General features: G+C 32.5%; 12 protein-coding genes and 1 tRNA gene. All 13 read right to left on the bottom strand.

Annotated features, from left to right (window positions below; genetic code table 11):
• Positions 1-45: 45 nt before the first annotated feature.
• Positions 46-465 carry a CBS domain-containing protein gene (locus Q0842_RS14060; RefSeq protein WP_298499455.1) on the bottom strand — a complete coding sequence of 140 codons (420 nt, stop codon included), beginning with the start codon at positions 463-465 and terminating at the stop codon, positions 46-48.
• A 152-nt stretch (positions 466-617) separates the two neighbouring features.
• Positions 618-691: transfer RNA gene (locus Q0842_RS14065), tRNA-Arg, on the bottom strand.
• Positions 692-715: 24 nt separating this feature from the next.
• Positions 716-1,165, bottom strand: a complete 450-nt coding sequence (locus Q0842_RS14070; protein WP_298499458.1) for a GatB/YqeY domain-containing protein — start codon at positions 1,163-1,165, stop codon at positions 716-718.
• Positions 1,166-1,308: 143 nt separating this feature from the next.
• Positions 1,309-3,312, bottom strand: coding sequence for a cell division protein FtsZ (ftsZ, locus tag Q0842_RS14075; RefSeq protein WP_298499461.1), 2,004 nt, complete (start codon positions 3,310-3,312; stop codon positions 1,309-1,311).
• A 57-nt stretch (positions 3,313-3,369) separates the two neighbouring features.
• Complete coding sequence (gene ftsA / locus Q0842_RS14080) at positions 3,370-4,680, bottom strand: cell division protein FtsA (RefSeq protein WP_298499465.1); 1,311 nt, start codon at positions 4,678-4,680, stop codon at positions 3,370-3,372.
• A 3-nt stretch (positions 4,681-4,683) separates the two neighbouring features.
• Positions 4,684-5,376 (bottom strand): hypothetical protein, encoded by a 693-nt coding sequence (locus Q0842_RS14085; RefSeq protein ID WP_366941130.1) that lies wholly within the window; start codon positions 5,374-5,376, stop codon positions 4,684-4,686.
• A gap of 16 nt (positions 5,377-5,392) precedes the next feature.
• A complete protein-coding gene (gene murC, locus Q0842_RS14090; RefSeq protein WP_298499471.1) occupies positions 5,393-6,745 on the bottom strand; it encodes a UDP-N-acetylmuramate--L-alanine ligase in 1,353 nt (450 codons plus the stop codon).
• Positions 6,742-7,842 carry an undecaprenyldiphospho-muramoylpentapeptide beta-N-acetylglucosaminyltransferase gene (murG, locus tag Q0842_RS14095; protein ID WP_298499474.1) on the bottom strand — a complete coding sequence of 367 codons (1,101 nt, stop codon included), beginning with the start codon at positions 7,840-7,842 and terminating at the stop codon, positions 6,742-6,744. Before murG ends, murC begins: the two co-directional genes overlap by 4 nt.
• Positions 7,843-9,036, bottom strand: coding sequence for an FtsW/RodA/SpoVE family cell cycle protein (locus Q0842_RS14100; RefSeq protein ID WP_298499476.1), 1,194 nt, complete (start codon positions 9,034-9,036; stop codon positions 7,843-7,845).
• A gap of 12 nt (positions 9,037-9,048) precedes the next feature.
• Positions 9,049-10,380: a UDP-N-acetylmuramoyl-L-alanine--D-glutamate ligase gene (gene murD / locus Q0842_RS14105; protein ID WP_298499478.1), complete on the bottom strand. Its 1,332-nt coding sequence runs from the start codon at positions 10,378-10,380 to the stop codon at positions 9,049-9,051.
• Positions 10,381-11,622 (bottom strand): phospho-N-acetylmuramoyl-pentapeptide-transferase, encoded by a 1,242-nt coding sequence (gene mraY, locus Q0842_RS14110; protein ID WP_298499481.1) that lies wholly within the window; start codon positions 11,620-11,622, stop codon positions 10,381-10,383.
• Positions 11,623-11,712: 90 nt separating this feature from the next.
• Complete coding sequence (locus Q0842_RS14115) at positions 11,713-13,176, bottom strand: UDP-N-acetylmuramoyl-L-alanyl-D-glutamate--2,6-diaminopimelate ligase (RefSeq protein ID WP_298499484.1); 1,464 nt, start codon at positions 13,174-13,176, stop codon at positions 11,713-11,715.
• Positions 13,173-15,134 (bottom strand): penicillin-binding protein, encoded by a 1,962-nt coding sequence (locus Q0842_RS14120; RefSeq protein ID WP_298499552.1) that lies wholly within the window; start codon positions 15,132-15,134, stop codon positions 13,173-13,175. Before Q0842_RS14120 ends, Q0842_RS14115 begins: the two co-directional genes overlap by 4 nt.
• Positions 15,135-15,157: the final 23 nt, after the last annotated feature.

Raw genomic sequence — 15,157 nt, forward strand, 5'->3', positions numbered from 1 at the left:
AACAAGAGGCTTTATGTCATAAATACCATTTTTTTAATAATTGACTTAAAATTGCTTTAATAAGTATTTTATTAGGTCTGTAGTCGTTACTATACCTACCAACTTATTATTATCAACAACTGGTAGCGCATGGAATTCTTTTGTAGCTAATACTTCTGCAACTTCTTTTATGGAGTTCGATGAAGATACAGTTTCAATACTTCTTTTCATTACTTGCCCAATAGTAAATGTATTATAAACCATCAGATCTGCAGAACTATCATTATCATTAGTAACATCTGCAAAACTTAATCTAAGTAAATCTGTATAACTTAACATGCCAATAATTAATTCCCCACTAACAACAGGAATATGTCTTATTTTATGATGCTTAAAAAGTTGCTCTGCGGTTTCTAAATTATCTGTTTTTTTTAATGTAATAACATCCTGTGTCATTATCATCGAAATTGGTTCTTTTCTTATCATGACATTAAAGTTTTGTTTAGTTTCCTAAAATTACTAAACCAAAACTTGAAATAGTATGATAAATATCATGACAGATTTAATAGCAGTTATCTTTTACTTTTAAAATAAAAAAATCTCACATGACAAATTCAAGTGAGACTTTATTTTATTAGTGACCCCGACAGGATTCAAACCTGTAACCCTCAGAGCCGAAATCTGATGCGCTATTCAGTTGCGCCACGGGGCCATTATTAGTTAAAAGTAAATTATCTTAAGATAATTTAGCTTTAACTATGTTAGATATAGTTTTCCCATCAGCTTGTCCAGCTAATTGTTTACTTACCATACCCATGACTTTCCCCATATCTTTCATACCCTCTGCTCCTACTTGATCTATAGTAGCAATAACAACTTTTTCAATTTCTTCATCGGTTAATGCTTCTGGTAAAAACTGGCTTATAACTTCTGCTTCATCTATTTCTGGCAAAGCTAGATCCTTTCTATCTTGCTCTAAATAAATAGCAGCACTATCTTTACGTTGCTTAACTAATTTTTGAAGTATTTTAAGCTCTTGTTCTTCTGTTAAATCTTCTTTAGCACCACTTTCTGTCTGTGCTAATAAAATAGCCGATTTAACAGCTCTTAACGCCGTTAAAGCAGTTTGATCTTTTGACTTCATAGCTAGTTTTAAAGCTGACATTACTTCTTGTTGTAAACCCATAATTTTTAAATATTTACCGAATGCGAAGATAAAAAAAAGATTCCCTCATTCGGTAGAATAAGAAATTTAAAAAATAAAAAACCCGAAAAGTTGAGGGAACTTTTCGGGTTACTAAATAACACACTAGGTTAAATACATATTAATCAATCTACATTATCATGAAGAAATGAATTATTACTTCTTAATTGAATATCATCATTATCATCTATACCTATACTTGTTCTTGACATATCTGTTTCAGATGAATGCTTTGCATCATTTAAATCTACACCTTGTCTCTTATAAGCTGGTACTTTTTCTATATCATCAATTTTTGCATTATTGAATTTATAATTGAAATCTTTCATCTTACGTCTGCGCTCTTCAGCACGTTCTTTCAGTAATTCAGAAATTGGACTATTCATTGGGTCGATTTCTTCAGTTTCTTCTTCATTTATAGAAGGCTCAACAACTACTTTCTTTTCAAAAACAACCTCTTCATCAACTTCTTCTAAAACTTCTTTTACAGCTTTTTGTGATTTATTAATAGATGACTCTACTTCAACATAATCATCTAATGCATATCTAATATCTCCTTCTTCATTAGTTTCATTTACTGTTATTAACTCAACATAATCATTTACTGCAATATCCTTAATATCATCAGTTAAGTCATGAGAAATAATATCTTCTTGTATTTCTTCTACTTCTTCCTCTACTTCTTTACTTGATGTAGACAATGGTAAATCAAAGGTTAATGTTATTTGTTGCTCTTCTTCAATATAATCTGAAATAACTTCAATATCCTGAACATTTTCAATATCTGTAGCCATTCTAGTTACTGGCTTGATAATAAAATCTTCGTCTTCTTTAACATTGGGGATATTAGCCTTTACCTCATCATAAACAACATTAATGTTTTTTATGATTTCTGAAGTTGGTATTATTTTAAAATCATCATCTACTTCTACTTCTTTAACCTCTTCTTTTTTCTTAAAAATGGTTGTTTCTTCTGGTTCTATATCTAAAGTGTGACGAACAATTGGTGCCTCTTTCTTTTCTTCTAATACTATTATAGGCTCTATAACAACTGGTTCTTTAACCTTTGATTCTAAATCTTGTTCTTCACTTAAAGAATGTACTACTTTTTTAGTTTCAGTATTAGAAATTTCATCTTGTTGTTCAATGTTAAACCCAGTTGCTATGATTGTTACTGCAATAGATTCTTCTAGAGATTCATCTTCACCAACACCCATAATAATGTTTGCGCCATGACCAGCTTCGTTTTGAATATGATCATTAATTTCTCCTATTTCATCAATAGTTATTTCTTGTGCACCAGAAACGATTAGCAGCAATACATTTTTAGCACCTGTAATTTTATTGTCGTTTAATAAAGGTGAATCAAGTGCATTACGAATAGCATCTTGAGCACGATTTTGACCAGATGCCAAGGCAGATCCCATAATAGCAGTACCACTATTACTTAATACCGTTTTAGCATCACGTAAATCAATATTTTGTGTGTAATGATGTGTAATAACTTCGGCTATACCACGAGCAGCAGTAGATAACACTTCATCAGCTTTCGAGAAACCTGCTTTAAACCCAAGGTTTCCGTAAACTTCGCGAAGTTTATTATTATTAATTACAATTAAAGAGTCAACAACATCTCTTAACTTTTCAATACCTTTTTGTGATTGCTCAATACGCATTCTTCCTTCAAACTGAAAAGGCATAGTTACAATACCTACTGTTAAAATATCTAAATCTTTAGCCATTTTAGCAATAATTGGAGCAGCCCCTGTTCCTGTTCCACCTCCCATTCCGGCAGTAATAAAGACCATTTTAGTATTAGAATCTAGCATTTGAGAAATATCATCAAAACTCTCAACTGCAGATTGCTCACCTATGTCTGGATTAGCGCCAGCTCCTAACCCTTCGGTTAAGTTTAACCCTAATTGTATTTTATTTGGCACACCACTATTTTGTAGTGCTTGTGCATCTGTATTACAGATATAAAAATCTACACCTTTAATTCCTTGTTGGAACATGTGATTAATGGCATTACTCCCACCACCACCAACACCGATGACTTTAATGACATTTGATTGATTTTTAGGCAAATCAAATGAAATGCTTGTTTCGAATTCTTTTTTGCTGCTCATAAAATTCTGTTTTTATTGGGGTTTTGTACTTAATAATTTTTAATTCAATGGATTTAATTACTCTGCGTTATCTAAAAAATCTTTAACGCGTTCTGTTAATTTATCAAGGAATGAGCGTCTTTCCTTAACAGGTTTTTCTTTAACCTCTTCTACTTCTGGAGCTTCTTCATCATCTACTACATCTTCTTGCTGCTCTATTTTCTTTCTTTCTTGACGCTTTAATCCGTCTAACACTAAACCTACAGCTGTTGCGAATAAAGGGCTTGTGATATCATCATCACTATCGCCAGCTAAGTGTTCATTAGGATACCCTATTCTGGTATCCATTCCCGTAATATATTCTACTAATTGCTTTAAATGTTTTAATTGACTACCTCCGCCTGTTAAAACAATACCAGCTATTAATTTTTTCTTTTGTTCTTCGTGTCCGTAATTTTTAATCTCAACATATACTTGCTCAACAATCTCTACTACACGAGCATGGATGATTTTAGACAGATTTTTTAAAGTAATCTCTTTAGGCTCTCTACCTCTTAATCCTGGGATAGATACAATCTCATTATCTTTATTTTCACCTGGCCAGGCAGAACCAAATTTTATTTTTAATAATTCGGCTTGTTTTTCAATAATTGAACAACCTTCTTTAATATCTTCTGTAATTACATTACCTCCAAAAGGTATTACTGCCGTATGGCGAATTATACCATCTCTAAATATTGCTAAATCTGTTGTTCCTCCACCTATATCAATTAGTGCGACACCAGCTTCCTTTTCTTCTTGACTTAATACAGCATTTGCTGATGCTAGTGGCTCTAGGGTTATTCCCTCTAAATCAAGACCAGAACTTTGTACACAACGCCCAATATTTCTAATAGAAGATACTTGCCCTACTACAACATGGAAATTAGCTTCTAAGCGACCTCCATACATACCAATTGGCTCTTTTATTTCTGCTTGACCATCAACTTTATACTCTTGTGGTAAAACATGAATAATTTCTTCGCCAGGTAGCATCACTAATTTATGAACTTGGTTAATTAATCTATCAATATCTTCTTCATCAATAACAGTTTCAGAATTTGACCGTGTTATGTAATCACTATGCTGTAAACTACGAATATGCTGACCAGCAATACCTACCGTAACCTCATCAATCTTTAAATCTGCTGCTACTTCTGCTTCTTGAACAGCTTGTTGTATAGACTGAATTGTTTGAGTAATGTTATTTACAACACCTCTATGTACACCTAAACTTTTAGATTTACCTATACCTAAAATTTCAACCTTGCCGTACTCATTTTTACGACCAATCATTGCCACAATTTTTGTGGTTCCTATGTCTAATCCTACTGCTAAATTATGCTCCATAGCTTAAATTTTGGTACAAATTACTTGGTTTTCAAACTGTAAATTCACTTTACTATAATTGTTAAGTGTTTTATCTTTTAAATTTTTTTTATAAAATGCTTTTAGGTTATTAATTTTTTTATCCAAAAAATGTTCATCACCTAATTCTACTATAAAATCACATTTTCTAAGCTTTAAAAAAAGCCTTCTATTTATATCTTGATGAATTTCGAAAACATGTTTTTTTAAAAATTCATCATTTCTAATTTTAAGCGCTATTTTATGTACGTTTTTTAAATTATTTTTTTCAATATTACCAGTAACTAATGGCACTCTTGCGGAATAATTTTCTGATAATGGCATATATGAACCTTCATCGTCAATGTAATAAGACGCATTTGTACTTATTCTTGCAATAGGTGTTTTTTGTTCAATATCAGCGCTAAGTGTACCGTTTACAGCGACATACACTTCTGCAGTTTTTATCATTGGATTAGATTTGAGGGCATTCTCTAATTCATTCAAAACTAAAGTTTCTTTGGGCACGTTTTTAACACCACCGTAATTTTGTATTAACAATTTACTAACAGTCTCATTTGTTATAAAAAGGTTGTTCTCTCCAATAAAAGTTACTTTAGGATTTGATATATTTCTATTCGCATTTCGAGATGTTGCAAATGCAAACAGAAAGACAACTACGCCTAACAAAACAATCATTTTTATGTAATTCCAATTAACTCGCAACGCTAAATTCTTTTTTTATTCGTTTTACTTCTTCTCCTATATCTCCTGCACCAATAGTCAAAACAACTTGGGCATTACTTTCATGTATTTTATTTAACAATTGATCTTTATTAACCAATTGTTTATTTTTATTATTTACTTTTTCTAATAACCAGGCTGAAGTAATTCCTTTAATTGGTAATTCTCTAGCTGGATATATATCTAATAAAATCAACTCATCAAATTGCGACAAACTCTCCGCAAAATCGTCTGCAAAATCATGCGTTCTACTAAACAAATGCGGCTGAAAAATGGCTAATACTTTTTTGCTAGGATACATTTCCCTAACTGCTTGATGTACCGCTTTTATTTCTTCTGGGTGATGAGCATAATCATCAATTAAAACAAAATTGTCTGTTTTAATATGATAGGTAAATCTTCTTTTAACCCCTTTAAAAGACGCTAAAGCATTGGCGAGCTGTTGATGCGGGCATCCATATTCTACAGCCATCGCCAAGGCTATTAATGCATTAGACAAATTATGTCTACCAGGTAGGTTAAATCGTAAATTTTCAAGTACAGTATTAGGTGTTTTAACATCAAACACATAAGTACCATTTTCTATTTTTATATTTTGAATATTATAATCAGCATTGTCTTCAATACCGTATGTAATTCCCTGTAAAGGCAAGCCTTTTTTTACAAACAATTTACCATTTGGTTTTATTCTTCGAGAAAAGTCTTCAAAGGATTTTATTAATTCTGAAGCATTGCCATAAATATCTAAATGATCGGCATCCATTGATGTTATGCAGGCAAAATCTGGTGCCAATGTTAAAAAAGAACGATCAAACTCATCGGCCTCAACAACCGAAACCTCTGTCCCTTTTAAAATTAGGTTGGAATTATAATTTTCACTAATACCACCTAAAAAAGCTGTTAACGGAACATTACACTCATACATTAAATGCCCTAAAATACTAGTTGTTGTAGTTTTTCCATGGGTTCCTGCTACTGCTAAACAAAAGGTGTTTTCTGTTATTAACCCTAAAATTTGAGACCTTTTTAAAACATTAAAACCCTTATCAATAAAATAATTAAGTTGTTTATGATTTTTGGGAATTGCTGGAGTGTAAACAACTAATGTATTCTCAATATTTTTAAATTCAGGTTTTATATTTTCTACTGAATCCATAAAATGCACATCAACACCCAAACTCTCTAAACTATCTGTAATATCACTTTGGGTTTTATCATAGCCAGCTACTTGCATATTATTAGTAGCAAAATAGCGTGCTAATGCACTCATCCCAATTCCGCCAATGCCTACAAAATAAATATTATGTGTCTCTTTTAAATTCATTTATTGTCTTTCAGAAGTTTTTCTACTTCATCTACTATATCTTTTGTCGCATTAATTAACGCTAATTTCTTTATGTTTTCTGATAATGCTTTTTGCTTTTCGGGAGAATTTAATAATTGAGAAAACTTGTTTTCAAAATCAGCATCTAAATCCTCTTCTTTAATCATCAATGCAGCATCTTTATTCACTATTGACAAAGCATTTTTTGTTTGATGATTCTCTGCTACGTTTGGAGAAGGAATAAAAATTACAGGCTTACCAACTATACATAATTCTGATACAGAACCTGCCCCTGCTCTTGAAATTACTATATCTGCTGCTGCATAAGCAAAATCCATATTATTTAAAAACTCATAAACCTGAATACTTTTAGTGTTGTTATAAATTTTATATTGTTGATAATACAGCTTACCACATTGCCAAATTATTTGAATATTCTGAGTATCAAAAAAATCTAATTCTTTTTCAATTAATTGATTAATCCTTCTTGAGCCTAAACTACCACCAATAATCAATAGTGTTAACTTACCATGTTTTAAGTCAAAAAAGTTTTTAGCTTCTTCAGTTTTAGTTTCTATATCCAACAAGCCTTGACGCACAGGGTTACCCGTTTTTATAATTTTATCCTTTGGAAAAAAACGCTCTAAACCATCATAAGCCACACATATTTTTTTTGCTTTTTTAGACAACAATTTATTAGTAATTCCAGGATAAGAGTTTTGTTCTTGAATTAATGTTGGAATATTATTTGCAGCAGCCATCTTCAATAATGGCCCACTAGCAAAACCACCGGTACCTATAACAACATTTGGTTTAAAAGATTTAATAATTTTACGTGCTTTCCATAGGCTACTAAACACTTTAAAAGGAAAACTTAAATTTTTAAAAGTTAGCTTTCGCTGAATACCAGAAATCCACAAACCTTTAATTTTATACCCTGCTTGTGGCACCTTTTCCATTTCCATTCTATCTTTAGCTCCAACAAATAAAAACTCAGCATCTGGAAATCGAGACTTTAACTCGTTTGCAATGGCTATTGCAGGATATATATGACCTCCTGTTCCTCCTCCTGACAATATGATTTTATATTTACTCATTTAAATAGCTTCAGATAAAATTTCTAATGGGTTCTCTTCACTAATCTCTTGTTCTTTTATTTCTTCTCTTTTAGCACTTACACTTAATATTATCCCAATAGCCAAACAAGTCATCCAAATGGAAGTTCCTCCACTACTTATTAGTGGCAATGTTTGACCCGTAACCGGAAACAACTCGACTGCTACAGCCATATTTATTAATGCCTGAAATACAATAGGAAGCCCAACACCTAAAACTAGAAGTTTACCAAAAATAGTATCAGATTTTTGAGCAACGATAACAATCCTAAACAACAACCAGAGGTATAAAATCATAATTACAAAACCTCCAATAAGACCATATTCTTCGATTATAATAGCAAAAATAAAATCGGATGATGATTGAGGTAAAAAATTCTTTTGCATACTTTTACCTGGTCCCACACCCCATATTTGACCTGTAGCAATAGCAATTTTTGCTTTTTCAATTTGATAGTCGGATTCTGTATCTTCAGGGTTTGAAAAACTCTCAATTCTTCCCATCCAAGTATCAATTCTATTAGGCATGGCATCAGGAAAAGCTTTCGCTACGAGAATAAATAATGTTAAAACTAAAATTCCAGAACCTATTATTACAGCCAAATATCTTAATGGATAACCCCCTAAAAAAACCAACATTACAACCATTAAAAACATGATTGCTGCTGTTGAAAAATTAGCTGGAAGAATAAGTATTAATATAAAAAAAACAGGAGCCCAAAGCGGTAAAATGGATGCTTTAAAACTCACTATCTCGTCTTTAGTTTTAGACATGTATCTTGCCACATAAACCATAAGAACTACAGCTGCTAAAGTAGAAGTCTGAAATGACATACCTACAAATGGAATTTGAATCCACCTACTAGCGTTTGCTCCCTCGATGGTTGTTCCTTGCATCATAGTAAGACCTAATAAAACAAGCACTATAGGAATCATTATTAACGACAATCCTTTAAAATATCTATATGGAATTTTGTGTACACCATAAATAATTGCAAACCCTAAAACCAGATGCACAAAATGTTTTATAAAAAACGCAAATGTATTACTACCAGTACCTTTATAAGCCAGATTACTTGCAGCACTATAAACTGGTAAAAACGAAAGTATTGCCAATAAAGCAACTATTGCCCATATTAACCGATCTCCCTTTATGTTTTTAAATAGCGTTTGCACTCAAATAATATTTTATAGGTTTCTTACAGCATCTTTAAATTGTCTACCACGGTCTTCATAGTTTTCAAACAAATCAAAACTAGCACATGCTGGAGACAGCAATACATTATCACCTGTTTCTGCGACCTTGTAAGCTATCTTAACAGCCTCACTCATAAATTGTGTTTCAACAATAACATCAACCATACTACCAAAAGTGCTAATCAATTTTTGGTTATCTACACCTAAACAAATAATAGCTTTTACTTTTTCGTTTATAAAAGGGAATAACTCTTCATAATTGTTTCCCTTATCGACACCTCCAACTATCCAAACTGTTGGCGCATCCATGCTTTCTAAAGCATAATATGTAGCATTTACATTAGTAGCTTTTGAATCATTAATGTATTGTACTTTATTAATTTTAAGCACCTGCTCCAATCGATGCTCTACTCCTTGAAAATTCTCCAAACTTTCTCTTATAGTTTGTTTTCTAATTTTAAGTAAATGCGCCACAGTAGAAGCTGCCATTGCGTTTTTAATATTGTGCTTTCCTTCTAGATTTATTTTTGCTGTTGGCATAATTATTTCGTTATTATTTATTGTTATTCTAATATTTTCTTTATCTAAATACGCACCATTTTCTATAGTTTTTTCTAATGAAAATGGTAATAATGTGGATTGAACTGGATACTTTTTTAAGTGATTAACAATCACCTCATCATCGGCATCATAAATCAAATAATCGTTTTTTGTTTGATTCATGGCAATTCTAAATTTAGAACAGATATAGTTTTCAAATTTGTAATCATATCTATCGAGATGATCTGGAGTGATATTAAGTAAAACAGCTATATTTGGTTTAAAATCGATAGTGTCATCTAACTGAAAACTACTAATTTCCAACACATAGTTATCAAAGTCATCTTCCAAAATCTGTTTTGCAAAACTATCGCCTATGTTTCCTGCTAACCCAACATTTAATTCTTGTTTTAAAATATGATGTGTTAGCGTAGCTGTGGTTGTTTTTCCATTACTTCCTGTAATTCCCACAATTGTTGCATCTGTAAATTTTGAAGCAAATTCAATTTCGGAAAATACGGGAATACCCTGCTTGCGAATTTGTTTTATTAAATCGACTTTATCAGGAATCCCAGGACTTTTCATAACGATATCTGCATTCAGAATTACTGATTCTGTATGCGTTTCGTCTTCCCATTCAATCTCATTATGTATAAGAACTTGTTTGTACTTTTCTTTTATTTTTCCTTTATCTGAAACAAAAATTTGATACCCTTTTGCCTTTCCTAAAAGTGCTGTTCCAACACCACTTTCCCCTCCACCAAGAACAACAAGCTTTTTCATCTATCTAATTTTCAAGGTCACAATTGAAAGTATAGCTAGCAAAATGCCTACAATCCAGAACCGAGTTACTATTTTACTTTCGTGATATCCTGATTTTTGATAATGATGATGCAGCGGCGACATTTTAAATATGCGACGCCCTACACCAAATTTCTTTTTGGTATACTTAAACCAACTAACTTGCATAACTACCGATAAATTTTCAGCTAAGAATATTCCACAAAGCACAGGAATTAACCATTCTTTTCTAACAGCAATAGCGATTACCGCAATAACACCCCCTATTGTTAAACTTCCTGTATCGCCCATAAAAACTTGTGCTGGATATGTGTTGTACCACAAAAACCCTATTAAAGCCCCTACAAAAGCAGCGATATAAATGGTAATCTCACCTACACTAGGTATATACATAATATTGAGATAGTCTGAAAAATCTGTACGTCCAGACACAAAAGCAAAAATCCCTAAAGTCAATACTATTATTGCTGAAGTTCCTGCTGCTAAACCATCTATACCATCAGTTAGATTAGCACCATTTGAAACACTTGTTACTATAACTATTGTAATAAGAATAAAAACCACCCAAGCATACTTCTCAAAATCAGGACTAATCCAAGTTATTAAATCTGCATAATCAAACTCATTTCCTTTTACAAATGGTATTGTTGTTTTAGTAGTTTTTATTTCATCTCCAAATAATTTTGAAGCTTCTATATCTGGGTTTTGAGCTAATAGAACACGTTGCTCTTCTATTGGCAGTTTCTCTTTCATGGTAACATCTTGATGAAAAAACAAAGTTGCTCCAACAATAACCCCTAAGCCAATTTGACCCAATACTTTAAACCTTCCTTTTAAACCTTCTTTATCATTTTTAAATTTCTTTAAATAATCATCAACAAAACCAATAACTCCCATCCATAGTGTGGTTACTATTAAAAGAATGATATAAATATTCTCTAGTTTCGCTAACAAAAACACAGGAATTAAAGTGGCTAGAATAATAATTAAACCGCCCATTGTAGGTGTTCCGGCCTTTTCTTTTTGCCCTTCTAGACCTAAATCTCTAATAGTTTCGCCCATTTGCTTCTTTTGCAAAAAGCGAATAACTCTTTTACCATAAATAGTAGAAATTAACAGCGACAAAATCATAGCTAGAGCTGCTCTAAAGGTTAAAAACCCAAAAAGTGAAGCTCCTGGAAGCTGAAACTGTTTTTCTAAATATTCGAATAGGTAGTACAGCATATTATTTCATCTGTTGTTTTATAATGTTATCAATGACCAGATGTAATTCGCCATTAAACATTTTTGTTATTATGAGCTTTATTAACATGCTCATTTCTGTAATTGTTTTAAAAATTCTTTTACTATTTTAAGATCATCGAAATCGCTACGCACGCCATTTACTTCCTGATAGGTTTCATGCCCCTTTCCGGCTATTAGAATGATATCGTTTGGTTGCGCCATTTGGCAGGCTGTTTTTATAGCCTGTTTTCTATCTGAAATAGTTAATGTTTTCTTGAAATTTTGAGGTTCAACACCCGCTTCAATCTCATTTAAAATATCTTCTGGTTTTTCACTACGTGGATTATCACTAGTAAAAATCACTTTTGTACTTAATGCCGATGCGATATGCCCCATTTTAGGACGCTTTGCTCTATCTCTATCACCACCACAGCCTACAACCGTAATAAGTTCTTCATTTTTAGTACGGATGCTGTTTATGGTTTCTAACACGTTTTTTAATGCATCAGGTGTATGCGCATAATCAACAATGGCTGTTATTTTTTCATCTGAAAGTATATATTGAAACCTTCCGCTAACACTTTCTAAATCGCTTATTAAACGCAATACTTCAACTTTCTCAAGACCTAACAACTCTGCAGTAGCGTAAATAGCCAAAACATTATAGGCGTTAAAATTCCCAATAAGTCGTGTCCAAACTTCACTATCATTAACCTTTAATAACAATCCTCCAAATTGGTTTTCTAGAATTTGAGTTTTGTAATCGGCATACTGCTTTAAAGCATAAGTGTATTTCTTTGCCTTAGTGTTTTGCAGCATAACTAATCCATTTTTATCGTCGGCATTTACAAGTGCAAAAGCTTGACTTGATAAGTCATCAAAAAACTTCTTTTTAACATCTCTATATTCTGCAAAAGTTTTATGATAATCTAAATGATCGTGAGACAGATTAGTAAAAATACCACCTTCAAAATGCAAACCTTCAGTCCTATATTGATGAATCCCATGAGAACTCACTTCCATAAAACAAAACTCAACACCTTCAGCATTCATTTCATTTAAATACTTATTAATTGTAAGCGAATCTGGGGTGGTATGTGTCGCTTTATATTCTATTTCGTCTACCATAATTTTCACAGTAGACAACAATCCAACTTTATACCCCGCTTTTTTAAACAATTGATATAACAAACTGGTTACTGTTGTTTTACCATTAGTACCTGTAACCCCAACAAGTCTTAAATTTTCTGATGGATTACCATAAAAATTAGATGCAATAATTGCTAATGCCTTGCCTGTATTATCAACTTCAACATAAGTAACACCTTCTACTATTTTTTCAGGTAATTTTTCACAGATTACACTTGTAGCACCACTTTTTATGGCAGTTTCAATATAATCGTGTCCATCTGCTAGCAAACCAGGAATAGCAACAAATAAATGATCTTTTTCAACCTTTCTAGAATCAAAATTTACAGCATGAACATATACGCCTGTATTACCTACAACAGCATTTAAAGTAGCCTTATATAATATGTCTTTTAATGCTATCATGAGGCGCTTAAAACTACGGTTTGATTATTTTTAAGTTTTGTGTTTTTATTTACAGATTGTGCTTTTACAATGCCATTACCATTTAACCTTACTTTCACATCTACCTCCATGTTTTCTAACAAAACAACAGCATCCATTGCTGGCATACCTAGCAAGTTTGGCATAATCGTTTTATAAGTTTGAGCTGTTTTATAAAAGCTCTCATAGTCATCATCAACAGCACCCATTTTCACATCTAAAGACTCTATTTCGTCTATTAAAGGTGTATCTGTATATATTTTTTGAGCCACTCTTTTAAATACTGGCCCTGATACATCTGCGCCATAATACCCAATTCCCTTTTCTGGTTCATGAATAACCACTATACAAGAATACTTTGGGTTATCAGCAGGAAAATACCCAGCAAAAGAAGATATGTAGTTCAACTTTTCTTTATCACGATAATCTTTTTGACAAGTCCCGGTTTTTCCAGCCATTGAAAAGTTTTTTGAGTATAAACGATGTCCTGTTCCGTGTTCTTTTTCAACAACATTTTTAAGTAATGTCTGCAATTTTGATATAGTTTCTTTTGAACATATTTGCTTATTAATTACCTCCTTTTCAAAAGGCTCTATAACTTTATCAAACTCCCTAACCTCCCTTAAAAATCTTGGCTTTACCATAACACCATCATTAGCAACAGCATTATAAAACGTTAATGTTTGAAGCGGTGTAAATGAAACTCCATAACCATAAGCCATCCATTGCAATGCAATACCACTCCAACGTCCGTTTTTCACTCTTGGATCTGGAATAATTGGCTGTGGCTCTCCAATTATTGGTAAATCCAAATCGTTATTAAGGTTCATATCATACAGCCTATCTACAAACTGTTCAGGTTGTTTTCTGTAAGCTTGATCAATAACTTTTACAATTCCGGTATTAGAAGACACCTCGAATGCTTTGGAAACAGTAATTTTTCCATAACCTCCATATTTTGAATCACGAACTTTTTTTCCGTAGAAACTTAAAATTCCTTTTTCTGTATCAACCACGTCACTAGTATCTGCAACTTTATCCTCAAAAGCTGCAGCGAGTGCCATTAGCTTAAATGTTGAACCCGATTCATGGCTTTCACCTACAGCATAATTTAAACGCTCATAATAATGTCCATTTTTATTTCTTCCTAAATTAGAAATGGCTCGAATTTCTCCTGTTTTAGTCTCCATCACCACAACGCAACCATGATCTGCTTTATATTTTTCTAACTGCGCCAACAAAGCGTGGTGCGCAATATCTTGTATATTTACATCTATGGTTGTATACACATCGTAACCATCTTTTGGCTCAATTTCATTCGCATCACTCAAAGGTTTCCATTGCCCTTTTCCTATTTGCTGTTTTTTTCTTTGACCATCAACACCACGTAAATATTTAATACCGAATGCACCATCAATACCTGGCCTTGTAACATTACCCTGATCGTCTATGCGCTCATAACCAATAGTTCTTTGTGCAATACCACCCATTGGATGTTCGCGCTTTGTAGTTTGCTCTACTATTAAACCACCTTTAAAAGCCCCTAATTCCAATAAAGGAAATTTTCTTAATCGTATATAATCTGAATAGCTAATATTTCTAGCCAATAAATAATATCTATTTCTATTTGCGCGAGCACGCCTAATCTCTTTTTCAAGTCTATTTGCGGGTTTTCCAGAATATTTAGAAAGCGAATCGCAAAGTGATTTAATATGCTTTTCAAAAATTTTCGCTTTAGGTGTTAAAGCATCAAAACGAATATCGTATTTAGGAATTGATGTTGCCAACAAATTCCCATTTACCGAATAAACATTACCTCTATTAGCAGGAATTACAACATTTTTCACAACACGCTCTGTTGCTTTTGCTCTATAAACATCGCCCTGCAAAAACTGAATGCTTAATAATTTAAACACCACAGCAAGCCCGAAGATGAACATACATCCAGCTATAAAATACAAAC

The sequence above is a fragment of the uncultured Algibacter sp. genome (assembly GCF_947495675.1).
GTDB lineage: Bacteria > Bacteroidota > Bacteroidia > Flavobacteriales > Flavobacteriaceae > Algibacter_B.